Genomic DNA, 25,144 nt, shown 5'->3' on the forward strand with positions numbered 1-25,144 from the left:
ATAATTTACCAAAACTAAGAAATAAAAAAGACTCAACAGTAAGTAAGCTGTTGAGTCTTTATACTTGAAATTATTGAGCTTCAATCAAGCCATAACGGCCGTCTTTACGCTTGTAAACAACATTTGTACGATTTGTTTCAGCATTGGTAAACACGTAGAAGCTGTGACCAAGTAGGTTCATTTGAAGGATCGCTTCTTCGCTGTCCATTGGCTTTAAATCAAAGCTCTTTTGACGAACAAGCTCTAAATCAGTCTCATCCTCTTCTACTGCTACACCGCCACCTTGATTTTCGACTGGAGAAGCAAACAATTCATTTAGGTTCCCTTTTTCACGGAATTTGCGGTTCACTTTTGTTTTATGCTTACGGATTTGACGCTCTAATTTATCAGTAATCAGATCAATCGCCGCATACATATCATCATGAACTTCCTCTGCACGAAGTACCAAATTCGCCATCGGAATCGTTACCTCTACTTTGGAGCGCTTGTCATTGTACAGCTTCAAATTCACATGAACATTTGCATTAGGAGTCTCAGTAAAATATCTTTCCAACTTGGCAATCTTCTTTTCCACGTACTCTCTAATTGCTGGAGTTACCTCAATGTTTTCACCACGAACGTTGTAATTCATAAGTGAACTCCTCCTTCATCATTATACATTTTCAGTTATCTTTACTGATATGCTCAGTTCAGCTTGTCCTAAGACACTTTTTCCAAGCATGTCATAAAAATAACCACCGTCTTAATATGAGAATTAAGACTATGTATTTATACTTCTATTTTACCCTCGGAAACTCCTGCTAAAACTTCAAAAAGGTTTGAAAAATGTGTCGAATTGGTGACGTTAACCAGTTTGACACATTTCTTCCAAAAGAAAAGAGACTAGCCTTTTGGCTGATCCCTATTTCTTACGGTCGTAAAACATACCATCCGGATTGAAGTTCTCGTATGGGTTTACGTATTTATTGGTGGATTCTTTTTTAACCTTAAGATCTTTCATATCCTTTTGTATATTTTGCTTTTCCTGTAACATTAACCCATTCAAATGATCATTTAACTTCTTGGATTTTCGCAATAGTTCACGCTCCACATCAGAAGAAGGAGGAACTGCGTTTTTCATTGCCTCATCACGAAGTGCAAGCAACCTCTCTGTTTCTTGTATTCGCTCATCACGGTCACCATCAGTCTGATAGAGCTTAATTAATTGCACAGTGAGGTCAAGAAACAGCTGTAGTCCATTCACTACGCTTGGCCACCTTGAGCGAATTGTTTTTGACGGTTTATTTGAATGACTTGTTTCCATGTATCACGATACTCCGTGACAAATCCAGATACCTCATCTAGAATTTTTACATCGTTTTTAATATTAGCTTCTACTAAACGGCGATATATATAATCATACATTGCCATTAAGTCCTTGGATAAAGGGACATCCATATTTAAAGTAATCATAAACTCTTGAATAATTTTTTGAGCTTTAATTAGATTTGTATTCTTTTCTTGCATATCATTGGTCTGTAACGCAACTTTTGCTTGATTTATAAATTTAAGACACCCATTGTACAACATTAGAGTTAGTTCCCCTGGTGATGCTGTATTTAATGAGTTTTGTTGATACGCCTGGTACGGATTATTAATTGCCATTTTCTTATCACTCCTCTTTTATTCAATTAATTAACCGGAGAAATTTAATAACTGATTCATTTGTTCATTCGAACGTTGTATTGCTTTTTCCATTGCAGTGAATTGGGTCCAATAACGGTCTTCTACCTTAATCAAACGTGCTTCAAACTTACTAATTCGAGTATTAACATCATCAATTTGCTTCCCGATGGCAAATTGCTTATTTGTGGTAAAGGAATTTCCTGCCTTAGTTCTCAATTTATTTAACGCATCATTTACCGTGTCAGTTAAGCGATTTAGAATCCCTTTTTGGCCATCTGTTCCACCGGTTGCATTAAATAACTTTTCTACAGAAATAGGGTCTTGCTCAAGCGCTTTTGTTAATTTCGCCTCATCAATCTCTAATTTCCCACCCTCAAGATAATTAGCAGTTGTCTTAATTCCAATACTCGCCAACTGATTATACATGGAACTAATTTCTTGACTCGCAACTGGGTTTGAAAAGTTAAACCTCATTTTTGTTAAAACTGAGGAAAGTATTGGATCCCTTCTTAGCATTCCACTTTTCGCCTTTTCTTCCCATTGTTCCTGTTGAGTATCTGATAAAGATTCACGCTGTTCATCTGTTAACGGAGTGTAAGATTTATATCGATCTTCTTGAACTTCCCCTTGGATTTTTCCAATTAACTCATTATATTTTGCAATAAACCCTTTAATATTTTCTAGGGTTTTAGATGTATTATTATTAATGTTTACTGAAACCCCGCCTTCAGCTACAGTAAATTGTTTTTTTAGAGTGAACGTAACTCCACTAATTTCAAATGTATTCGATGGTCTTTCTGTCCTTAAACCGTTAATAGTAAATACTGCATTCTCTCCACCAGTCTCAGAAGCAGTCTCAAATCTCAATACTTTATTAATTAAATCACCTGATGTGACTATTTCGTCACCACCCGTATTGAAATCTCCTGTTGTTTTACTTGTTAAGGTCATACGATCTGCTACCGAATCATAGAACATGGTTACTCCAACACTTGACGTATTCACTTTGTTTATAACTGAACTTAATGATTCTGTTGCAGAAATATTAAAGTTCTCAGAGATTGTAGTATTATTTGCTCCATATGTCTGCAAACTAAAGGAAGTATACTGCTCTTTGTAACTAATGTTTATCTCAGTTCCAGCAGCGAGCTTAGTATCATTAAGAAGTGTGACTTTACCGTTGGAGTCCATACTTCCCACCACTTCTCCTGCCTTTAGCAACTGATTCCCATCTAGTGTGTATGCTTCCCCGCCAATGGTTATACCTGTTATGTTACTGCTCGAGGCTATCGCATTTTTGGTAATAGTAAAGCTATCTGTTTCTGCTGAGGTTTTGATTTCTTGAACAGAATTTGATGCAATATAGTCTACCTTGATAGAACTACCTTTTGCGATTGAATTACTAAATGTAAAATTACCTTCATCATCAATGAATACTTGTTTTTTAGATGAATCTAATGATTCAGAGTCCCCAACTACCTCATATGAAACTCCATTTACTTTAATATTTATAGGTGCTGTAGTATCAACCGACACACCTTCCTTTAGACTGATCTTAATTGGCGTACCACTTTCAGGTGCCACAATGGTTTGTGATGTAACACTCCCCGTCTTCCAACTAAATGTTTGGTTTGAAAACTTAGTAGTTTCATCGTATAAAGAGGCATTTACATTAACTTTTGATCCAGAAGTAGATATTTTTCCTGTTGAAGCATCTGTTACCTTTACTGCTGCAGAAGCCAATTTTTCCACACTTGAAATAGAATAAGAAGCTAATGAGGCAGTACTAGTCGCTGTTGCCGTTACTTTAGTATCATCAGTAGATGTCGTACTCCTAGCACGGTAATTAGAAGTTAACTTGATGTTTGTAAGATCACTTCTGAAGTTTAACAACAATGTATTAATGGCACGAAAATCATCTCTTTGCCACTCAAGTAACTGTTTCTTTTGTTTTAATTTATCTAGTGGAATTCTTTCAGCTTTCATAAGATCCTTGACCATAGTGTCAATATCCATTCCACTCGCTAATCCACCTATTCTCATAGTTTCACCTCACGTTTATTAAATCTTCTTATCTATCATTAACCCAATAAATTCAGTCATAGCAGCATAGAAGTCTAGCATTTTTTTTGAAGGAATTTCTCGAATTGTTTGCTGTGTTTTATCATCAATAAGGGTTACATAATATTCATTTAGTTTTTCGTGAAATTCAAATTTCAAAGATGTTTGTGTTGGAGTTAAAAAGTCATTCAGACTTTTAACAATCTCTTCTACCCGTTCCTTTTTTAAAGAAATCTCTTGCTTTGGTTCTTCAACAGTTTCTAATGGATTCACTATTTCAACCTTTTCAACCCTATTTTGATTGGAGTGTATAATAGGAGAAGATATACGATCAATCATTTAAATGCCTCCAAAGTCTTTATTTTTATATCGGATGGTTTTAATTAATATTAAGCTTTCTCGCAATAAAAAAGCGATCATCGCTATTTACGATTGACCGCTTTATTCTAGCTATTATAAAAATCACGTAATAAATCACAAATTCCAATAACCTGATTTACTTCAATATCACCATAAAAAGGTAAAGATAATACTTGTTTTATAATTTTATTAGCAACTGGAAGGTTCTCCTTTTGCGCTGATGGATACTCTTTATACCAATCAAACTCACTACATAGAGGGTAAAAATACCTTCTTGAAAAAACATTATACTTTTCAAGTTCTTTATGTACCCAATCTCTTGTTTTTCCATATACTTCTTCATTAATTTCAATAACAAAATATTGATAACTACTCTCCTCATTGTTATGGTTAGTAACAATTCTTATACCAGGAATATCGTTAAGATACTTTTGATACAAATCCTTTATATATTTTCGATTTTCCCTTTCTCTTTCTATAAGCTTAAAAACTTCTAAACCAATGCCGGCTTGTATCTCATTCATTTTCGCATTTATTCCTGGTAACTGAACAGTAACAGGGTCTGACAATCCAAAGTTTTTAAGAAGTGATAACTGATCACCAATGCGCCTATCAGTAAACGTAATTGCTCCCCCTTCAATTGTATTAAATAGTTTTGTCGCATGAAAGGAAAACATTGTAATGTCCCCGAAGTGAGTTATAGGAGTACCGTTTATTTTTGCACCAAATGCATGTGCCCCATCATAGATAACCCTCAAGTTATACTTTTTTGCAATTTGTTCAATTTTTTCCACGTTACAAGGATTGCCGAAAACATGTACTCCTAAGATAGCGGAGGTTTTCTCTGTAATTAAATCCTCAATTTTGTCAGGGTTTATATTTAAGTCTTCCGAGTTAATATCGCAGAATACTGGATCTAAATTATTCCAATGTAGTGCATGTGTAGTTGCAGGGAAAGTAAAAGGAGTGGTAATTACTTCTCCCGATAAGTTCAATGCCTTCAATCCAAGTATTAAAGCTAGTGTTCCATTGCTAAACAAAGAAACTTCTGTTTGAAGATAATCATTAAGAATTTTTTCTAGTTCCGAATGTTGCGGTCCATTATTTGTAACCCACCTTTTTTCCCAAACCTCTTCAAGCCTACCCTGAACATCTTTAATACTCGGGAGGAGTGGCCTTGTTACATATATAGGTTCCTTGAATATTCTTTCCATTTGCGTCACTCCATAATTACATCTCGACTTGTAATGATTCCATTATAAATAGAGGTCTGTTCAGAAACTCCCCTAAAGAATCTTGTCTAACTATGTTATCTTTATTGAGATCCTGATATTCAATGTTATCAAGAAAGTTTTTTATAGGAATTCCAATATGTTTGATATCCCAATATCCATCTGTACCTTCTTTTATAAAGTCAATTAACTCCTGCTTTGTGCCATTCTCAAACAAACCCAAATGTCTATCACCCTTCCAGTTAAAACCTAATTGAAACACAATTACTTTTGTTATCGATGCCATATTATTTAACTGTTTAAGGATTGTTAGTTTAGCTTTTTCAATTGCAATCCCTTCATCTCCATAATCATCACCAATATGGTGTAATACATTTAAAAGCAACACTACATCATATTTATCCCTTAATTGTTCTGTTTCAAATGAGAAATATAGATCATTTACCCTAATAAGATTTCCTAGACCGACAACTTCTGCTGCCATTTTTACAAACTCAGCATGATTGCTATTGCCTTCATAATAATCGACACTTTTAGCCCCATTATCTAACATTTCAAATGAAAAATATCCAGAGTTACCACCTATGTCCAGCAAAGCTTTTCCCTTAACATCAATTTTTTCTAATATGTATTTCATTCGTTCATCTTCATATCTCGTATTAACTTTAAGCTCTTTATTATTTAATATACCCCTAAGTTTTGTAGGTAATATTTGGTAGTTAGAATGTTTACTCGTTACTGAATAAAGTTCTATTAATTTATCTCTACTCATGCATTCCGGTCTCCTTCAAAAAAATAGCCATTGTATCTTCTCTCCTATAAACATCATTCTCAATCCAAGCATCTAAATCCTGCGCTAAACTGGAAGCTGTATAATTATGGAATGTTAATTGTTGATTTTTCCTTAATGTTTCGTACATTCCTCCATACCAGAAATATGATGCTTCCCTGTTATTATTTTGGGCAGAATTCCCAGAGGTAATATATCCAAAATCGTCCAGGAGGGCCTCAAAAAAGTTAATCCCAGCATCAACAAATAATTGAGAAGGCCCCCAAAACCTTGGGTTAGCTTCAATCATATAATGTTCTCCTTGAGACTCTTTTATTTCCAGCATAATAAGTCCGTAATAATTCAATTGAAGTAAAAGTTCTTCATATTTATTCGATTCACTGCCGTTATGAAAAGAAGAAGTTCTAGCGGCTATCATTGATTTCCCCATAGGTTGTTGAATAAAATTCTCTTGAGAAAGTTTAACGACTCTGCCATCCCTGTAGAAATAATACAGCAAATAGTAACTTTTCCCATGAATAAACTGTTGGAAATAAAATTCTCCGGATTTATGTGTGGACTCAAAAAAGTTTAAATCCTTCGAATTATTAATTATAACTGGAGAGAATACTTCATGAGTGTCTGCTGTATAGTATTGCTTTGGCTTAGCAACGATTGGGTAGGCAATCTCACCGAAAATATCTAATTCCTTTGGTGTTAGAATACCATGGGTCTTACATAACTCACCAAAACTATATTTATTAGAGATCATTTCATATAGTTCAATATCCACCAACGGGATAGTACATTTTAAGTGATTAAAGTTTTGTTGATTAGTAAGTAAGAAACGATTTAACGCCTCAGATGTTGGTGCAATTAAATACTCACTAGAATGCATCTTTTTTTGTACTTCTTTAATAGAGTAATTAATATCCTTAAGGTTTAAAGCTAGTGACTTGCGAGTCGAATATACCTTCTTATTGTATTTAGTAAGAAAAATTGGATCCTCTTTTGATTTCGCAATAATTCCGTATTCTATCGTATTTTTTTCCAGTGTTCTTATAAAAGAAATAACTGCTCTCTGATTATAGCCAGAGAAAATAATAATTCCTTTGCAATTATCTCTTTTTGAAGAAATGTTCTTTTTTATTTGCACATTTACCCAACTTTCCTCAAAGTCAAAAAATTCTATTTGATTTGGAAGTAATTGTTTAACTCTGGATATCTTATCGTTACATCTTTTAATAATTTGATTGCTACAGGTTTCTGATCTAATTTAATCAATGTTGAAATTCTCCAACCAAAATAGAAGTACAATCTTGTGAGTAACCATTTATTTAATTCAAAGGTTTTATAGCTTTTAAAAACAGCTAAATTCCTTAACTTTTCTAACTCATCTACTGTTGTATAGTCATACTCAACAGGCATATTATAGCTAATACTATTTTGATGCTCTCTGTAAACTGCCACTTTATCCTTAACAAAAGCAACATCTCCTATTAACATTAGCTTTAACGAAAGAAACAGATCTTTAGACTTTGTTTCTTCTGTCATACAATTTAATGCCAATGCCTTATCTCTATCAAAGACAGAAGTTAGCACTCCAGTAATGTGTTTAAAATCCCCTGTTTCATAATTAATAAAATATTCCCGTCCGTCTGTTATTTCTGGGAGTTGGTAATTAGTTTCTCTAAACTCACCAGTAATTTCATTTTTTATATAGCAATTAGCCCATACAAGAGAAACTGACTTGTTTCTTTTAAAAATGTCTATCACCATTGAGATATAATCACTTTTAACCAAATAATCATCATGGTTTAGAATCATTACATATTTTGCCTGACAATGATTATATAATGCATCTTGAGAATTGATACCAGGGCCCATATTCTCTTCTCTTCTAATATATCTAAGTTTAGAATGTTGCGAGTATGCCTTCATCATTTCGTCTGTTCCGTCTGTCGAATTGTCATCAGTAACAATTATTTCCAAATTGGAGTAATCTTGACATAGTACACTATCTATCGTTTCTTTTAAATAGTCCTTTTGATTATAAGTTGGAATAATTATGCTCACTAGAGGGTTATCATCTAGAAAGCCATTATTTGCAGAGTGAAAAATTCTGTTATAAACATCCAGAGTTTTATATTTAGCACTAATTTCACCCCTGAACTCCTCATCTCTTGAATAGGAAAAAGCATATCCATCATTTAAAGCTTCATCTATTTTATTCCCGAGTTTTCCAAAACAATAGGCCAAGTTATAGTAATAATCTGCATTTTCCTTGTCTCTATCCAAAGCTTGTTCAAAACATCCTTTTGCAGCAGAGAACTCTCCAATCTTCGAACAAAGTATTCCCCTCAAATTCCAAAATTCAGCAAAATCAATAAGGTCTTCTTCATTTGAAACTATTAGGTTATACGCCTCTTCTATGTTTTCCTCTAATATATAGCCTTCAATTTGTTTAAGAACATACATGCTAGAAATTCCCTCTCTCTACTCTTTGGTGATTATATAAAATACTATTTAAATAACTGAGATAATCTATACGTTGCAGGAGCATATCCATCATGCTCAGCTATTTGATAATAATACGATGCTTTTTCTGTTTCACCTATAACCTCATAAAAAACTCCCAGATTAAATGCAGCAAGAAAGCTACTGGTACCCTGTAAGTATTCAATATGATCCCTAGACCCTATTGTTAGACATGTTTGAAAGCATCTTTCAATTTCACGAATATACTGAGGAAGGATTTGTGGATTTTTCAAACAGAAGTCAAGGTAAAACAATCCTTTAGCAAAATGGAAATCACTTACATTCTGAAGAAGCAAGTCATTTTCTCCAATGATTTTTAGAACCGTATCACCCATGACTTCCTTACCACTGTAAAGTAATTCAACAACCAACTCGCCATAATAAGGACTGCTTGAGTTAACAAACTTGTAAGCTTTTAATAGACATACGTAAGATGCCTTGAAGTCCTTTTTAATACGATACTCTTTCCCGAGTTGATATAAATAATAAGAATCAGAAGGATTATATTCTAACTGTCTAATCAACATTGGAATGTTTCTATTCCCCTTATTTGTATCAAGGTATCCGATATGTTTAACAACAATTCCAGTATCCTCTTTAGTTAAACTTCCATTTAACTGTTCATGAATAATCCCACTATATCGACATTCTCTTGGAAAAAACCGAGTAACGTAATTTTTAGACTGGAGGACTTGGTTTTCTTGTCTAAAGTCACTTATAACTTGTATTGTCCCTAATTTCCTTTGTCCAACAATGGTCTCAAGATAATCTCGGTTTCCATGAATAATGAATTCATCTGCATCTAATGTTAAGCAATAATCCCCACTAGTTTTTTCAATAGCAAAATTTCGGGCTTCTGAGAAATCATCTCTCCATTCTAAATGGTATAAAGAAACTTTCGGATATTCTTGTATTAACTCTACTGTGCGGTCGGTCGAGCCCGTATCTACAATAACCATTTCATCCACTATGTCTCTAACGCTATCAAGGCAACGAATAATGTTTTTTTCCTCATTCTTCACAATCATCGCTAAGGATATCATACCTACAACCCCGTTCTAACATTAGAAATATAAACTTTCATTAAATACTGTTTTTGCTTGGAGCAAAATTCCCCTCAATAAATCTTCATTATCTGTAGTTTCTATAATTAACTTATAAAACCTAAAATCTTCAGGGTAAATGGACATAGCATATTTACTTACATTAATAGCGTTGTCTATTAAGTTTGTTTCAACTAAACTATTTGCAATATTTAAAAAGTCTTCCTTCTCAAGTAAGTTCCAATCAACCTGTTCATATAAGTGTAAAGCCTCTGCTTTATACCCAAAACTAAATAATACAGCCCCTGTCTTTGCCTTACACATCTGGCTTAATTTCGAAACATGACCTAGTAGAATATCAATAAGACCAAGTTTTTTGTAGTTGAGAAGAATAGTCAAGACACTTACGAATAGTTCTTCATTAATTTCTTCTACCTCCGCACTTTTCATTAAACAATTAAATTCTCCCACCTCTTTATCATTGTGCAAGTAATTTTGTATGCCTTCACTATATTTAAAAGGAGGTTTATTTCTAATTAAGTCTAAGTCAACAATATTAATCCAATTTATCCTTCTTAATTCAGCAATTATCTCAATGTTTAGTAGATGCAAGTTAGTTGTTTCACTTCCAACTTCATCACTAAGAGCAATCATTTTGTATTCACAAGCGGTGTAAAAGTTACCATACTCCTGTTTATAATTTTCCAATAACATCAGCGCGAGTTCTGCATTACCTACATAAATTGCCCCTTTTGCATATGCTAAAGTGGTACTCTTATTAATTAACTCTTTAGTTTCTAGAAAATCTTTAATTTCCTGATTATTATGGAATTTTGTAAGTATATATATTATTTTTGTAATACTTTCATCACAGTACTTATTTATATTTAAGACACTTACGAAGTGAAAGATAGACTTTTGATAGTTCTCTTCATATAAATAGATAGCTCCAAGCCTTCTGTGAGGAAGCTGATCTTTTAAATCAGGTCTTAAAACGATGTGGGTCAATGCATCATTATTAATAACTTCTTGAAAAGCCTTCTTTGCATCATCTAATTGACCTCTTAAGTAGAAGATTTCACCTCGTAGAAAAGGAAACTCCGGTGAAGTTTGATATATAGATTCTGCATCTCTAATAACATTTAAAGCTTCGTTATACCTTTTTAATTGCATCAGACAAATAACTATTTGAACTAGTGTTGTTGACACCCAAGATAGTCTAAAATCTCTCTTCTGTTTATACGCCTTCAGATAGCAATCAAGTGCTTTTGAAAACTCTCCTATAGAATAGTACTCGTTACCAAAATTAAAATAATCGAATGCATTAGTAACGCCCATCTCCATTTCTTGCTCAAGAAGTTCTTTATTTCGCTTATTTTTGTCCTTTTCTTGTACAGTGTGTTTTATGTATCCAGAATGGAAGATGAGTAAATTAGATATACCTATATTTAGCTCCTTACCGTGTAGATGCATAAATTGCTCATGAATCTTGCGATAGTACTTGATATCACCATTATTTTTATAAATACGATCATGAAAATTCTGAACGAGATTCTCACCAAAACTACCAGTGAAATTTAAAATTTTCGCTGTATACGCATCATAGGTTTCTCCATTTGTACGAAGTTGTTCAACAAATAGATTAAAGTTATCTTCATCTACGTATTCATCTGCATCCAATACTAAAATCCATTCTCCACTTGCTTTTGATGATGCAAAATTTCTTGCCTCGGAAAAATCATCTACCCATTTAAAATCATAAATATTAGAAGTATAATTACTAACTATCTCCTTTGTACGGTCTGTTGATCCAGTATCAACTACAATGACTTCATCTACTAGATGCGAGACAGTCGATAAACACCGCTCAATAACTTTTTCTTCATTTTTTACTATCATACAAAGCGAAAGAAATTTATCCACACTTATCCCCCTATTTTTTAACTTTTAACAAAAAATCGTGCTTATTCTAAATAAGCACGATATATTTTTTCATTTAGTTATATTATTGCTTATCGAAGTAATTGTAATACACCTTGAGGTTGTTGATTAGCTTGAGCAAGCATTGCTTGAGCAGCTTGTGAAAGAATTGAATTCTTAGTTTGTGACATCATTTCTTTCGCCATATCAACGTCACGTACACGTGATTCAGCAGCAGTCAAGTTTTCTTGAGATGTGCTAAGGTTGTTGATTGTGTGCTCTAAACGGTTTTGGTATGCACCAAGCTTTGAACGTTCACTTGAAACTGCAGCGATAGCTGTGTCTAGAGCTGCAATAGAAGAACTCGCTGCTGAGTTGCTTCCTACTGAAATTGTAGTACCACCAATTGATAATCCAGTAGTATTCATGGAACTAATAGAAAGATTTATTGTTTGGTTTGCATTCGCACCGATTTGGAATGTACCCGAGAAGTTTCCACCTAAAAGATTTTGTGTGTTGAACTCAGTTGTCGTTGCAATACGGTCGATTTCAGACATTAATTGGTTTAACTCGTCTTGGATCGCTGTACGGTCAGCAGTTACGTTGGTATCATTTCCGCCTTGTACTGCTAGTTCACGCATACGTTGTAAGATAGCGTGTGTTTCGTTTAACGCACCTTCAGCTGTTTGAATTAGAGAAATACCATCTTGTGAGTTCTTTCCAGCCATTTCTAATCCACGGATTTGTCCACGCATTTTTTCAGAGATTGCTAGACCTGCTGCATCGTCTCCAGCACGGTTGATACGTTGACCTGAAGATAACTTCTCCATTGACTTAGATTGTGCGTTTGTTGCAGAGTTTAACTTGTTGTATGTGTTAAGAGCTGCGATATTGTGGTTAATTCTCATTTTTCCTTCCTCCTTGAATTTTGTAGTCCTCTTCCTTGAGAACATTTTTTTGAAATACTTTACCTTACAATATTATTATCGGAAAACAGACCTGAAATTTAATAGTTTATGAGAAAAAAATAATATTCTTTACTAATTTATAGAGAATCTATTCTTACAGGGTGAAAGAGATACTTATTAAACAAGTAACGTACTATAAATATATATAAAAGCCGCGTCAGTACTTGAGACGCGACTTTTTTTAAAATATTAACGAAGTAATTGTAAAACACCCTGTGGCTGTTGGTTAGCTTGAGCAAGCATTGCTTGAGCAGCTTGTGAAAGAATTGAATTCTTAGTTTGTGACATCATTTCTTTCGCCATATCAACGTCACGTACACGTGATTCAGCAGCAGTCAAGTTTTCTTGAGACGTGCTAAGGTTGTTGATTGTGTGCTCTAAACGGTTTTGGTATGCACCAAGCTTTGAACGCTCGCTTGAAACTGCTGCGATAGCTGTATCAAGAGCTGCGATTGAAGAGCTTGCTGATGCGTTACTTCCAACAGAGATAGCTGTTCCTCCGATTGATAATCCAGAAGTATTCATAGAGTTAATTGAAAGATTAATCGTTTGGTTTGCATTCGCACCAATTTGGAATGTACCCGAGAAGTTTCCACCTAAAAGGTTCTGTGTATTAAACTCAGTTGTAGTTGCAATACGATCGATTTCAGACATTAATTGGTTTAACTCATCTTGGATCGCTGTACGATCAGCAGTTACGTTTGTGTCGTTTCCACCTTGTACTGCTAGTTCACGCATACGTTGTAGGATAGCGTGAGTTTCGTTTAAAGCACCTTCAGCTGTTTGAATTAGAGAGATTCCGTCTTGTGAATTCTTTCCGGCCATTTCTAATCCACGGATTTGTCCACGCATTTTTTCAGAGATTGCTAGACCTGCTGCATCGTCTCCAGCACGGTTAATACGTTGACCTGAAGATAACTTCTCCATTGATTTAGATTGTGCGTTTGTTGCAGAATTTAACTTGTTGTAAGTGTTAAGAGCTGCAATATTGTGATTAATTCTCATTGTTTTTTCCTCCTTGAGTTGTCAGTCCTCTTCCTTGAGAACAAAAATATTGAAAGAGCATCATTGGTTCTGATTCTCTCTGATTGTTACACTATAATTATCGGAAGGTTTTATTGATATTTAATAGTTTTTTATATATTTTTATATTTTTTTTTTTTATTTTTACAATAAAAAAGCACCTACTATGTAGATGCTTTTTCGAGATAGAAGTATGTGTAATTAACGAAGTAATTGTAACACACCTTGTGGCTGTTGGTTAGCTTGAGCAAGCATTGCTTGAGCAGCTTGTGAAAGAATTGAATTCTTAGTTTGTGACATCATTTCTTTCGCCATATCAACGTCACGTACACGTGATTCAGCAGCAGTCAAGTTTTCTTGAGACGTGCTAAGGTTGTTGATTGTGTGCTCTAAACGGTTTTGGTATGCACCAAGCTTTGAACGCTCGCTTGAAACTGCTGCGATAGCTGTATCAAGAGCTGCGATTGAAGAGCTTGCTGATGCGTTACTTCCAACAGAGATAGCTGTTCCTCCGATTGATAATCCAGAAGTATTCATAGAGTTGATTGAAAGATTAATCGTTTGGTTTGCGTTAGCACCAATCTGGAATGTTCCAGAGAAGCTTCCACCTAATAGGTTTTGTGTATTGAACTCAGTTGTAGTAGCAATACGATCGATTTCAGACATTAATTGGTTTAACTCGTCTTGGATCGCTGTACGGTCAGCTGTTACGTTTGTATCGTTTCCGCCTTGTACTGCTAGTTCACGCATACGTTGTAGGATTGCATGTGTTTCGTTTAATGCACCTTCAGCTGTTTGAATTAGAGAGATTCCATCTTGCGAGTTCTTTCCAGCCATTTCTAATCCACGGATTTGTCCACGCATTTTTTCAGAGATTGCTAGACCTGCTGCATCGTCTCCAGCACGGTTAATACGTTGACCTGAAGATAACTTCTCCATTGATTTAGATTGTGCATTTGTTGCAGAATTTAACTTGTTGTATGTGTTAAGAGCTGCGATATTGTGATTAATTCTCATTTTTAATTTCCTCCTTGAATGTTGAGTTCACTTCCTTGTGAACTATTATTTTTTAATAGAAAAAGCATCAAGGTCGGCCGCCCTTTTTCTTTTTCACCCTTACACTAGTATTATCGGAACATAAGAAATAAGTTTAATAGTTTTTTAAAATTTTTTTAAAAAAATAAAAACCCCTAAAGCTTTAGGAGTTTCATTTCTTTTTTAAGATGTTAATTAGATCTCCTTGAACAGCAGATGCCTGAACATTCTCATTTGTGATCTGGAGAAGTAATTCTTTCCTTAGGATTTCTAGATTTTTCGGTGCATTGATGCCTATCTTAATATGATCATTCTTAACTGAAAGAATGGTGATTTCAATATCGTCGCCAATCTTAATTGATTCGCCTGATTTCCTTGTCAAAACAAGCATCTATTTCACCTCTTGTTCATAATATTATGCCGAGTAGTGTAGGTATCAATATTAAGAATAACTTGTTTACCTCTCTTATTCTTTAAATTAATTATTACCGGTGCTTGAAGGTTCGCGGTTGTCTTCTCAAAAGGGTCATGAACAGTTAATATACTATAAACAGCAATATCCTCTGGAGAGTGAATAGCTAATTTTTCAATAGTTGTCTCATCTAATGTGAAATCATAGTTAGGAAAATACTGAAAGGGATTGATCAATACAAATGCTAATTCAAAAGTCTTTACTGATTGAAGAATCATAAATGTATCATCTGCCTCTAAGGGAATGATGACAAACTGCTTTTCATCCGGGAATCCAGGTATTCCCTTTGGAAAATGCAATACCTCTCCATCAGAGGTTTCATATTCTCCATGATACTTCGTATTTATAATCATCTAATCATTCCTTTATTCAAAGTCAATTTTAATATCCGCATACTGTCTTAAACCTACTATAACCTCACTAGGAGTGTATGTTAAATTGGGTTTGTTCATTACGTAGTTTATAATTGGTTTATTTGATTTAGCGTCTACTTCAAGTTTCCCAGGATCATATTCAATTTTCACCGAACCAGCCCTAGGAATCCATCCTATATTGAATTCTTTTTTAGGACCATCACTAGAACGTCTAGAAATAGAAGAGATTGCTCCAAATCCATTTTCAATTTTCATAAGCTCTTCTCCTTCTTGAGCTCTCCTGGCAATTCCTGCTAATAAGTCTTGCTTTCCCATTTGAGCTGCTTCTTCAATTCTTTTCCTAATTGATTTTAAATCTACATCTGCCCTAGCCTGTGTTTGGTCTATTGTTAGTTTACCCGGAATTCTCGTAATATTCACTGTCGCCTGTGGTTGCTCAATTTGTAATTCTCCCGGCGGTTGCTCAATCAGCATCTGCCCTTTTTGTGTTGTTATCTCGATTTGAGCAGGCGTTGTTTGAATTCGAATTTGAGGAATTCTCAATTTTCCTCCCCCTTTAGTAAAAAAGGGCTACCTACTTTACGCAGGTCAGCCCTAGAAATTCTTCGGTCGTTCTCTGACCATTATCTTAAAAAGTCCATCAATGTTGGTTGAATAATACGCGCACCCACACTTAGCGCAGCTCGATGTACACTCTCTTGATTAGTCAGATCCATAATTACACGTTCTAGATCCGCATCTTCATTATCTGATAATATTCGAGTTGAAATAACTTCTTGTTGATCGATTCGTGCCTCAATCATTTCTAAACGGTTATAACGAGCTCCTAGTTCAGATCGTTCTGCAGAAATTGTATCCATCTGAGTATCTAAATCACTCAGTAAGTTATTTAAATCAGCAGTACCTGTTCCACTAAGTGTTTCCTGAATCCCTTGTATAATATCAAACATTTTTTGTCCAAATACATTATCTGGATTGATATTTGATTTTAAGGATACTCCTCTAGATACCTCTATTGAGTAGTCGCTTGTATTCAAAGATACTTGTGGCGCACCACTCCCACCATCTTGAACAGGTGGTTTGGATGTATTGGTACCATTAAAGATATACCTACCAGCTACTTGTGTATTAGCAACATTCATAATTTCCTTTTTAATTTGTTCTATTTCTCTCGCAATTGCCTCTTTATCAGAATCTGACAGCGTACCGTTAGAACCTTGTACAGTTAATTCACGCACACGTTGAAGGGCTTCATTTACATGTTCCACTCCAGCTTCTGAGTTCTCCATCCAAAGGTAAGCTTCAGATAAATTTCGCTTGTATTGTTCAACCTCAGATAGATTTGATCGATAGTACATCCCTTTCATTGCAACTACAGGATCATCAGAAGGCTTTGTAATCTTTTTCCCTGTTGCTAACTGATCCTGATATTTTCCCATCTGTGTATAGCTATTACTCAAGTTCCTTAATGAGTTAGATGCTAGCATACCTTGTGTTACACGCATAATTTATCCACCTACCTTCCGCCTGTTCCCATACCATTTATAATTTTATCTAATAGTTCATCCTGTAAAGAAATCATCCTCGCAGATGCATTGTAAGCATGCTGGAATTGAATCATATTTGTCATTTCTTCATCCAAAGAAACAGAGCTTACTGACATACGTCTTTCTTCAACCGATTGACGAAGTGTACCACTGTTTGTTGAAAGTCTTGCAGCTTCTTGTGAATCTACAGCCATCCCACCAACTAATACCTCGTAATAGTTTCGAAAGCTAGATTCCGTATCATTACCATATTTAAAAGGCTTATTAATAATATCGGCTAATGCTTTAATATTTGTTGCATCGCCTAGTGTAGGATTATCCTTACTTGCTGTTGCAATATTGTCTAGACTTGCCATAATTTCATCTGATACTTGCAAACGAGAGGCCATGCCTTTTTTATTGGCAAGATCAACGGCTCCATTTTCTGTATCTGAAAAAAATGCAGGGGTATCATCAGTAGTTGAACCGTTAATCTGGTTTGGTGTAGCACCAGCCTCATGCTGAAGGTTGAACTGATAGGCAAACATGTATGCCATATTATCTAATTCAGCTAACATATCTGGATAAACTCCGCTTACCTCACCTGAAGCATTTTGATATCCATATGACTCAACAAGCGCTTTTAGTTTTCCACTTGTACTGAATTGTTGGAAGTCTACTTGCGTAGAACCAATTTGAACAGTTTTCACTGATTCATCGGTACCGTTAAAATTAACTGTAAGCTTATTATAGCCTGTCCCATTTACTAACTGGCCTAAGCTAGCACCATTTGCATCAAGTAAAGTGATATTCACTTTTCCTTCTGCAAGAGTGGATGCATTTCCACCACTTGAAGTATAATCCACTTTAATATTTACAAGTGATGATAATTGATCAATGAGTCGATCACGCTCATCGTATAGATCGTTAGGCAGTAGGCCATGTGGTTCAACACTAGCAATCTGGTTATTTATATTATTAATCTGTTCAGAAAGAGAATTAATTTCTTTTTCAGTAACCGTAATTTCATTTTTTAAGTCTGCACGAATGCTATTTAAAGAGCTAGCAAGATAGTTAAACGTTTCTGTTACAGCGACTGCACGTTGCCTTACAACTGAACGTGCTCCAGGATTACTCGGATTAACAGCTAAGTCCTGTAAAGATTGCCAAAATTGATCCATTGTTGCTGAAAGTCCGCTATCAGAAGGTTCATTCATTATCTCTTCCATCTTCGTGTATGACTCAGCACGCGCTTCCCAATACCCAAGCTTATTATTCTCCCCACGGTATTGTACATCTAAAAAACTTTCTCTGATTCTTTGCACTGACCCAGCAGCAACACCTGTCCCCATTTGTCCTGGCAGCTGCGGCTTATTTAGACCAACACTTGGGTACGGCTCCGTTTGAGTAAAATTAATTCGCTGTCTCGTATATCCCGGAGTACTCGCATTCGCAATATTATGGCCTGTTGTATTAAGTGCACTTTGTTGTGTAAACATCCCTCTACGGGCTGTTTCCAATCCCATAAATGTTGATCTCATATTTTCACGCCTCCACTTTTAGGCTTTTCGATTGAATAGTGAATTCGATGTGGACGGTCCGGACTGTTTAGGTGGTCCATAATTGAATTCAGGTGTTTTTGGGTAAAACATGTCTAATGACATTTGGACAAATTGAAGTGATTGCTTAACTAGCTGAGAGTTCAGCTCATTTTGCTTTTGAAGAGTCTGTGCAACTTCTAATAGCTCCTCACGCAAATCAGCAAGCTTGCCCTTATTTAAATCATCTATAAATGATAAACAAGTAGAAATGGTAAAGTTCTCTTCCTCGACATGAAAAGGAGTGAGAAAATTTCTCACAACCTGCTGTCTTACTTGTTCGAATTTATTAATGGTTGGTAGAAGCTTTTGCTCTTCTTTAATGACAGTGTTAAGGGCCTCAATGTCCCCTTTTTCAATAACCGTCGTTTTCTGATAGGCTTTTTCGAGTAAGCTTTTATGCAAATCGAGAAGCCTTTCCATGACTGTTACTAATTGATCAGCGGACATCTAAGCCCCTCCTCTCGTGTTTATATTTTGAAGTAGTTAATGATGCTAGAAGCAGTTGCTGCTGCATCTGATTTGTAGGTTCCATTTTGAACGCGTTGTTTTAATTCTTCAACCTTTTTTTGACGAGCAGAATCAAGCTGATTAATTTGCTGCATTTCTTTCGCAGCGGAAGAAATCTCAACCTTATCCGCTTTAGCAGTTGTTGTGTTACTGACTTTATCAAGTTTGTTGATTGCTTTTTTATATGGATTAATTCCTGTTGGTCCAAGGTTGTTAATTTTCATGTATATCCATCTCCTTCAAAGTCCGTTCCAACTTCTACTAGTATTATCGGACAGATAGGAGGTTTATTTAACACTTTTATCAAAAATGTATCAAAATAACTAAAATATATAGGTAGTTATTCCTATTATCATTTTGAGTTTTTTGATGTAAAGTAAGTACCCTTTTCTCGTTTTAGCTGTTCTGCTTTAAATTCTTCATCCTTTATGTGCTGCTCTAGGTCCTTTTTAATTTCTAGTGCGCATGGCTCACATAGCTTACCCGCACGTATAATAGTCCCACATTTGTCACACGGATATCCAAGATTAGGAAATTGAGTGACCTTAAGACGACCGGAACGAATGAATTTTAACAAAAGCTCTTCTTCAATCCCTACAGCTTCTACAACTTGTAATATCGTTGCCGCTCTATTTTCACGTTTTCTCATAAATCGAGACACTTGATCATAAGCTTGCTCTTCTTCTTTCCAGCACTTTTGACAAACGTCACGAAATTGATTTTTTACATATATATCGCCACAACTCGGGCATGTTTCTATTTGAGCCATTACTTTATCCCCTTTATTAAATATGTCGATAGACTCATTATAGCTTGTCGATTTGTGGAAGGGTATGAAAATTATTTGGAAGTAAATGTATTCAATCGGTCGTTTGATTGAAGTGGGTATACGCCTTGAGGCTCTATACGTGGAGTAAATTCAATCAAACGTTTGATTGAACTTTTTTGAGGGTTTGTAAAAATAAGTATTTGTCGAATGTGCAATAATTAGTAAATAATCTTGGAAGGTAACCCGAGTCGGAAAAATTTTAGGATAGGCGACCTTCCTCTAGTGATTTATGAAGTTATCCTAGTTCCATAAGTTCGATCATAGCCTCTGTTTTTCAATTCAATGACAAGATTCCTTGCATTTTCATAATCAGTAAATAATACAAACGAATAGGGATCATTTTCGGCTGGTTGCTCGTTTGGTCCATATGTTTTTAGCGCGACTCCCTGAGCTCGATATCCCCTTCCTTGGAATTCCCTAACAAGGTATCTCGCTTGCCAAAACGCTGTATTCGGGATAATAACTTTATACTCATCATTTTCTGTAGTCCTTTGTAATCCAAAGGCATTTGCTATTCCTTGCGCATGCCCTCTTGCTACATTTTCGATCCAGCTAGGATCCTTCATTTTCGCAGCATCTTCGGCATTATCTATAAAACCATTTTCAGTTAAAACGGCATCCATATTACTTTCTCTTAATACGTGAAAATCAGCCTGTTTGGAACCTCGATCAAACAAGTTATTTTTAGTTATGATCTCTAGGTGGATAGCTCTTTGAATTTGTGCAGTTCTTGAGGCAGAAGATAAATTGCTAAGAATAAAATCCTCATATCCTCTTCCTCCCCCCGAGTTAATATGAATAGAAAGGAAAAAATCTGCTCCCCACTGATTAGCTGTATTCGTACGTTGATTAAGGGATACGGTTTGATCTCCTGTTCGACTCATTCTCACTGATACATTGTTATATTCTCTTTCTAAAATTTCTCTAACTTTTTGAGCAATTTGAAGCGTGATATTCTTTTCTTGGATTCCATTTCCAACTGCTCCAGAATCCGTTCCACCATGACCTGGGTCAATAAATATTTTCACCATTGCACTCACCCCGTCTTTATTATTGTTTTACCTTTTCCCTTTTCTATATATAAGGCAAACTGGGCAATGGCGGATTTTTTTATATTGTTCATAAAACTGTCATCTTGCAAACGTAATAGATGAAATGGAGTAAGCTCCATGGTCCTTTAACACCCTTGCTGCATGCATAATTGTTGAGCCTGTCGTATAGACATCATCCACAAGCACCACTTTCTTTCCCAAAACTTGTTCAATATTACTGAATATAAACACATTGTCACTTCCAATTCGTTCTTTACGAGTCTTCTTAGATTGCTTTTTCGAATGATTCCGGTTTAATACATTTGCATGATTAAGTCCTGCCTCAACAATTAACGCTTCTGCCTGATTAAATCCACGTTCATATAAACGAGTCTCACTTAATGGGATAGGCACTAGAAAGTCATACTCGAGGTTTTTTATCACCCTTTTTAGCTCATTCCCAAAAAACTTTGAAATTTCATAATCCCCTCGGAACTTATAACGGCTAATCACCTCTTTTAGAAAATCATTATAGATATAAAGTGATATATTGCGTTCAAGAACTCCATTCCACTCTGCGTGTTCCTCCCAACGAACACAGTCGTAACATAACTCACCTTTTTGAAATTCCTCTGCCAAGCCTTCAAAAGGTCGACTACAGCGAGCACAAACTTCTCCCTCTATAGGTACAAGCTGTTTTGTACATTGGTCACATAACAAAACCTCGTCCTCCCTAGAAAGCAAATTGGTCCAACCAATTGCCAAGATGATCATTTCTCCACAGTAAAGGCATTTCACTCGTCAATCAGCCCCTTAACTTTAGCTTCTTTATTCATTGAAACGATCTGATGTTTAGCCTTTACCATCGACTCTGTCTTCCCATTATGAAAATAGGTCACATTGCCAGACGGTTTTATTACACTTCGACCAACCCTTCCTGCAATCTGAACAAGTGCCGCCTCTGTAAAAATCGGATCTTCAGCACCAAGTACAGCAACTTCCAGACCAGGAAATGTCACTCCCCTTTCAAGAATGGTTGTCGTTATAAGTAACGGAATCTCCCTCTTTCTCATCCTCAATACCTTCTCTTTTCTTTCAGGATCTTCCGCATGCACTGATTCAATTTTGTTATCAAACATTTGTAACAATGGCAATAACTTAAGCATCCATTCAACAGTCGGAACAAATACTAACATTGGCGTTCCAGCTAATAATCGCTGTTCAACCCACCTTTGTAACCTCACAGGTAATTGTCCTTTCTTAACCACCTTCCCCCAGTTGCCACACCAAACAAACTCAGGTTCTGGCAACGCACGCCTATGAAAACGAGCAGGAATCGTAACAAACTTCCGCTTCCCGCCCCGGCATTCCCTCTGCCATTTCTGGATAGGAGTAGCCGTTAAATAAATCAAACTCGAAGATTCCTTCCTAGCATTCTTCACAGCAAACTTGAGCATCGGATCTACAGAATAAGGAAAAGCATCCACTTCATCAACAATCATCACATCAAATGCTTCATAAAATCGTAGTAACTGGTGGGTAGTTGTAATCGTTAAAGGGGAAAACTGATGGCGGTCATCTGAGCCACCATATAAAGAAGCAACTTCTATAGAGGGAAAAACAGATTGTAATCTTGGAGTTAGTTCTAGCACAACGTCTGTACGCGGGGTAGCAATACACACTCGCTTGCAATTAGCAAAAGCCATTTCAATCCCTTTAAAAAGTAACTCTGTCTTTCCCGCACCACATACCGCCCAAACAAGCAACTCTTCATTATGAGAAATAGCCTCCACCACTCGATCAGAAGCGACCTGCTGACCATCCGACAACGTACCTTTCCACTGAAGAGGAGCAGCATCTATCTCAGGCATCTCCCCACTCCATCCATACAAAGGCGTACACTCACTTACACGCCCCATCATGATACAAGTGCGACAATACAAGCACTTTTTCCCACACCGTGCACATGGAAACTCAGCAAGCAACTCCATATCACTATTACCACATCGATTACAGTATGCACGACCTTTCTTTTCAACCACAATTCCAGGTCTCTGAGAAATACTTGGAGAATCAACTAACTCAAAGGGGATTTCTTCACGAAGAAGCTGCTTTCCAGCGAGGACATTTCGAAGGGGATTGACTAAATTCAAATTATCACCTCATAATCCAATTTTCAAAAAACATCTGAAAACTACAAACACCATTCCAGCAATCGCTGAAATGGTGCCTAATAATAAAAAAGATATAAGTTCAGTAATCAAAAATTATTTCTTTACCCAGCCAAGGCCCATAGAACCTTCACCCAAATGTGTACCGATAACCGGTCCGAAGTAACTAATCACAAATTCTACGTTTGGAAGCTCAGCTTCAAGTTCTTTCTTCCATTCATTTGCTTCCTGCTCGCGATTGGCATGAATAATCACTGCACGGTATTCCTCACCAGCAGAAGCTTCTGCCAACAAGTCTACCATACGACGCATCGCTTTTTTTCGTGTACGAATCTTTTCATACGGTACAATCTTTTTATCCTGAAAATGAAGAAGTGGCTTCACCTGCAACAAGCTTCCAATTAACGCCTGTGCACTTGATAATCTTCCGCCACGCTGTAAATGAGATAAATCATCCACCATAAAGTAAGCGTACAACGTTTTCTTCATTTCTTCTAGCCTTGCCATGATTTCCTCTGGCTCCTTACCTTCTTGAGCCATTTGTGCTGCTTCTAGTACATAAAACCCTTGTACCATGCAGCTAATTTCCGAGTCAAAGGCAAATACATTAATATTCTCTACCATTTCTCCAGCTGATACTGCCCCTTGAAAGGTGCCGCTAATCCCGCTTGATAGGTGGATGCTAACCACTGAATCATAGTCTTTCGATAGTTGTTCAAATAGCTGAACAAACTCACCAACGGGTGGCTGTGACGTGGTTGGAAGCTCGCGATTCTTTACCTCTTCAAAAAACTCTGAGGAGGTAATCTCTACTTCTTCTCGATACGTCTCAGTACCAAATATCACACTTAAAGGAATCATATGAATATTAAGCTTGTCACGCAGGTCTTTCGGGATGTACGCGGTACTATCCGTTACAACTGCCGTTTTCATATAAAAGTAACCACCTTTGTTTTTCTCTACTATATGTCTCAAACATATTTTATATGAAAACTATACAAATTGCATTACCTACACGCACATAAGGGAAATCTCAACTCGCTTCCTTTAAGCCCCTACGGTTCAACTCTTCCAAAATCAGTTCGACAAATTTGTTATCCAATTGATAATTTAATGCCTTGCTATAAACGGTAACTAAATCCTCATCTGATAAAATACCCAAAGATGTATTAATGGAAAGCACCCCCATTTATACTAGTATGAGTAGTATTATAAGCAAAAACTCCTATTTGTAAAATGTTTTTCACTACATTGTCAAAATTAAAAATGCTTACAAATATAAAAGAGGCACCCATCCAGATTTTCTAGATAGATACCTCTTTTCTTATATATTATCGAACCTCAACCCAACCTTTTTTAATCGCTTCTACTACCGCTTGAGTACGGTCATTTACATTCATTTTTTGAAGAATATTACTCACATGGTTCTTAACTGTTTTTTCACTAATAAATAAAGCTTCACCAATACCACGGTTACTCTTTCCGTCCGTTAACAACTGAAGAACTTCACACTCACGGCGAGTTAATAAGTGAAGTGGGCGACGAATTTCAGCCGCTCCCACATAGCCTCCACCGCCTTCGCCAGCTAATCGACGGTATTCTCTTACCAGGTTATGTGTTACTTTCGGATGTAAGTAGGATCCTCCATCAGCCACTACTTTTACCGCTTCAACTAGCGCATCTGCGTCCATTTCTTTCAATAGATACCCACTTGCACCTGTTTGAAGCGCATGTGTTACGTAGTTTTCGTCATCATGAATGGAAAGTATGATTACTTTTGATTCAGGGAAATTCTCAATCAGTTGACGAGTGGCTTCCACGCCATTCACATCTGGCATATTAATATCCATAATAATTACGTCCGGTTGAAACTCTTCAACAATCGCAACTGCTTGGTTGCCGTCTTCCCCTTCTGCAACAACCTCAAACGTTTTTTCAAAATCTAATATTCTTTTGACACCTTCTCTAAATAACTGGTGGTCATCAATAATGGCAATCTTTGTAGTCATTTCTCTCAGC

Annotated in this window: 28 protein-coding genes; all 28 read right to left on the reverse strand. The window is 36.1% G+C overall.

Translation table 11 applies throughout. The annotated features are described in order from the left end of the window. Nucleotides 1-70: 70 nt before the first annotated feature. The 28 genes from hpf to M3175_RS18185 all read right to left on the reverse strand — a co-directional run bounded on the left by hpf (nt 71) and on the right by M3175_RS18185 (nt 25,134). Entirely contained in the window at nt 71-631 is a 561-nt protein-coding gene (gene hpf / locus M3175_RS18055; RefSeq protein WP_119710101.1) for a ribosome hibernation-promoting factor, HPF/YfiA family, read from the reverse strand. Between the two features lie 270 nt (nt 632-901). Beyond that, the gene (gene fliT, locus M3175_RS18060; protein WP_251522088.1) at nt 902-1,243 is read right to left on the reverse strand and encodes a flagellar protein FliT; all 342 of its coding nucleotides are present in this window, start codon (nt 1,241-1,243) and stop codon (nt 902-904) included. After that, a complete protein-coding gene (gene fliS, locus M3175_RS18065; protein ID WP_251522091.1) occupies nt 1,243-1,644 on the reverse strand; it encodes a flagellar export chaperone FliS in 402 nt (133 codons plus the stop codon). The genes fliT and fliS overlap by 1 nt, the downstream gene beginning before the upstream one ends. Nucleotides 1,645-1,674: 30 nt before the next feature. Beyond that, nucleotides 1,675-3,708 (reverse strand): flagellar filament capping protein FliD, encoded by a 2,034-nt coding sequence (gene fliD, locus M3175_RS18070; RefSeq protein ID WP_251522094.1) that lies wholly within the window; start codon nt 3,706-3,708, stop codon nt 1,675-1,677. Between the two features lie 18 nt (nt 3,709-3,726). Beyond that, nucleotides 3,727-4,065 carry a flagellar protein FlaG gene (gene flaG / locus M3175_RS18075; protein ID WP_251522097.1) on the reverse strand — a complete coding sequence of 113 codons (339 nt, stop codon included), beginning with the start codon at nt 4,063-4,065 and terminating at the stop codon, nt 3,727-3,729. A gap of 107 nt (nt 4,066-4,172) precedes the next feature. Continuing rightward, the gene (locus M3175_RS18080) at nt 4,173-5,300 is read right to left on the reverse strand and encodes a DegT/DnrJ/EryC1/StrS family aminotransferase (protein ID WP_251522100.1); all 1,128 of its coding nucleotides are present in this window, start codon (nt 5,298-5,300) and stop codon (nt 4,173-4,175) included. Nucleotides 5,301-5,316: 16 nt separating this feature from the next. Then, on the reverse strand, nt 5,317-6,090 hold the full coding sequence (locus M3175_RS18085) for a class I SAM-dependent methyltransferase (protein ID WP_251522103.1): 774 nt from the start codon (nt 6,088-6,090) through the stop codon (nt 5,317-5,319). Beyond that, nucleotides 6,083-7,243 carry an ATP-grasp domain-containing protein gene (locus M3175_RS18090; protein ID WP_251522106.1) on the reverse strand — a complete coding sequence of 387 codons (1,161 nt, stop codon included), beginning with the start codon at nt 7,241-7,243 and terminating at the stop codon, nt 6,083-6,085. Before M3175_RS18090 ends, M3175_RS18085 begins: the two co-directional genes overlap by 8 nt. Nucleotides 7,244-7,275: 32 nt before the next feature. Continuing rightward, nucleotides 7,276-8,565, reverse strand: coding sequence for a glycosyltransferase (locus M3175_RS18095; protein ID WP_251522109.1), 1,290 nt, complete (start codon nt 8,563-8,565; stop codon nt 7,276-7,278). A gap of 44 nt (nt 8,566-8,609) precedes the next feature. Then, complete coding sequence (locus M3175_RS18100) at nt 8,610-9,668, reverse strand: glycosyltransferase family 2 protein (RefSeq protein ID WP_251522112.1); 1,059 nt, start codon at nt 9,666-9,668, stop codon at nt 8,610-8,612. 21 nt (nt 9,669-9,689) lie between these two features. After that, nucleotides 9,690-11,591, reverse strand: a complete 1,902-nt coding sequence (locus tag M3175_RS18105; protein WP_251522114.1) for a tetratricopeptide repeat-containing glycosyltransferase family 2 protein — start codon at nt 11,589-11,591, stop codon at nt 9,690-9,692. An 89-nt stretch (nt 11,592-11,680) separates the two neighbouring features. Further along, nucleotides 11,681-12,496 carry a flagellin Hag gene (gene hag / locus M3175_RS18110; protein ID WP_251522117.1) on the reverse strand — a complete coding sequence of 272 codons (816 nt, stop codon included), beginning with the start codon at nt 12,494-12,496 and terminating at the stop codon, nt 11,681-11,683. Nucleotides 12,497-12,745: 249 nt separating this feature from the next. Further along, entirely contained in the window at nt 12,746-13,561 is an 816-nt protein-coding gene (hag, locus tag M3175_RS18115) for a flagellin Hag (RefSeq protein ID WP_251522120.1), read from the reverse strand. Between the two features lie 219 nt (nt 13,562-13,780). Next, complete coding sequence (gene hag / locus M3175_RS18120) at nt 13,781-14,596, reverse strand: flagellin Hag (protein ID WP_251522125.1); 816 nt, start codon at nt 14,594-14,596, stop codon at nt 13,781-13,783. Nucleotides 14,597-14,786: 190 nt separating this feature from the next. Beyond that, nucleotides 14,787-15,005, reverse strand: a complete 219-nt coding sequence (gene csrA, locus M3175_RS18125) for a carbon storage regulator CsrA (protein ID WP_251522128.1) — start codon at nt 15,003-15,005, stop codon at nt 14,787-14,789. 5 nt (nt 15,006-15,010) lie between these two features. Then, nucleotides 15,011-15,439 (reverse strand): flagellar assembly protein FliW, encoded by a 429-nt coding sequence (fliW, locus tag M3175_RS18130; protein WP_251522131.1) that lies wholly within the window; start codon nt 15,437-15,439, stop codon nt 15,011-15,013. A gap of 12 nt (nt 15,440-15,451) precedes the next feature. Next, nucleotides 15,452-16,003 (reverse strand): DUF6470 family protein, encoded by a 552-nt coding sequence (locus M3175_RS18135; RefSeq protein ID WP_251522134.1) that lies wholly within the window; start codon nt 16,001-16,003, stop codon nt 15,452-15,454. Between the two features lie 80 nt (nt 16,004-16,083). Further along, nucleotides 16,084-16,965: a flagellar hook-associated protein FlgL gene (gene flgL, locus M3175_RS18140; protein ID WP_251522137.1), complete on the reverse strand. Its 882-nt coding sequence runs from the start codon at nt 16,963-16,965 to the stop codon at nt 16,084-16,086. Nucleotides 16,966-16,976: 11 nt separating this feature from the next. Next, nucleotides 16,977-18,527 carry a flagellar hook-associated protein FlgK gene (gene flgK, locus M3175_RS18145; protein ID WP_251522142.1) on the reverse strand — a complete coding sequence of 517 codons (1,551 nt, stop codon included), beginning with the start codon at nt 18,525-18,527 and terminating at the stop codon, nt 16,977-16,979. 18 nt (nt 18,528-18,545) lie between these two features. Next, nucleotides 18,546-19,034 (reverse strand): flagellar protein FlgN, encoded by a 489-nt coding sequence (locus M3175_RS18150; RefSeq protein ID WP_251522143.1) that lies wholly within the window; start codon nt 19,032-19,034, stop codon nt 18,546-18,548. Between the two features lie 20 nt (nt 19,035-19,054). Continuing rightward, the gene (gene flgM, locus M3175_RS18155) at nt 19,055-19,318 is read right to left on the reverse strand and encodes a flagellar biosynthesis anti-sigma factor FlgM (protein ID WP_251522144.1); all 264 of its coding nucleotides are present in this window, start codon (nt 19,316-19,318) and stop codon (nt 19,055-19,057) included. Nucleotides 19,319-19,446: 128 nt separating this feature from the next. Next, on the reverse strand, nt 19,447-19,863 hold the full coding sequence (locus M3175_RS18160) for a TIGR03826 family flagellar region protein (RefSeq protein WP_251522145.1): 417 nt from the start codon (nt 19,861-19,863) through the stop codon (nt 19,447-19,449). Between the two features lie 287 nt (nt 19,864-20,150). After that, nucleotides 20,151-20,954: an N-acetylmuramoyl-L-alanine amidase family protein gene (locus M3175_RS18165; RefSeq protein WP_251522147.1), complete on the reverse strand. Its 804-nt coding sequence runs from the start codon at nt 20,952-20,954 to the stop codon at nt 20,151-20,153. A 99-nt stretch (nt 20,955-21,053) separates the two neighbouring features. After that, a complete protein-coding gene (locus M3175_RS18170; RefSeq protein ID WP_371321708.1) occupies nt 21,054-21,752 on the reverse strand; it encodes a ComFC family protein in 699 nt (232 codons plus the stop codon). Beyond that, on the reverse strand, nt 21,749-23,107 hold the full coding sequence (locus tag M3175_RS18175) for an ATP-dependent helicase ComFA (protein ID WP_251522149.1): 1,359 nt from the start codon (nt 23,105-23,107) through the stop codon (nt 21,749-21,751). Before M3175_RS18175 ends, M3175_RS18170 begins: the two co-directional genes overlap by 4 nt. A gap of 114 nt (nt 23,108-23,221) precedes the next feature. After that, entirely contained in the window at nt 23,222-24,058 is an 837-nt protein-coding gene (locus M3175_RS18180; RefSeq protein WP_251522151.1) for a DegV family protein, read from the reverse strand. Between the two features lie 100 nt (nt 24,059-24,158). Next, on the reverse strand, nt 24,159-24,314 hold the full coding sequence (sda, locus tag M3175_RS25180) for a sporulation histidine kinase inhibitor Sda (protein ID WP_371321709.1): 156 nt from the start codon (nt 24,312-24,314) through the stop codon (nt 24,159-24,161). A gap of 142 nt (nt 24,315-24,456) precedes the next feature. Next, complete coding sequence (locus M3175_RS18185; protein WP_251522153.1) at nt 24,457-25,134, reverse strand: response regulator; 678 nt, start codon at nt 25,132-25,134, stop codon at nt 24,457-24,459. Nucleotides 25,135-25,144: the final 10 nt, after the last annotated feature.

Source organism: Robertmurraya korlensis, assembly GCF_023715225.1.
GTDB lineage: Bacteria > Bacillota > Bacilli > Bacillales > Cytobacillaceae > Robertmurraya_A.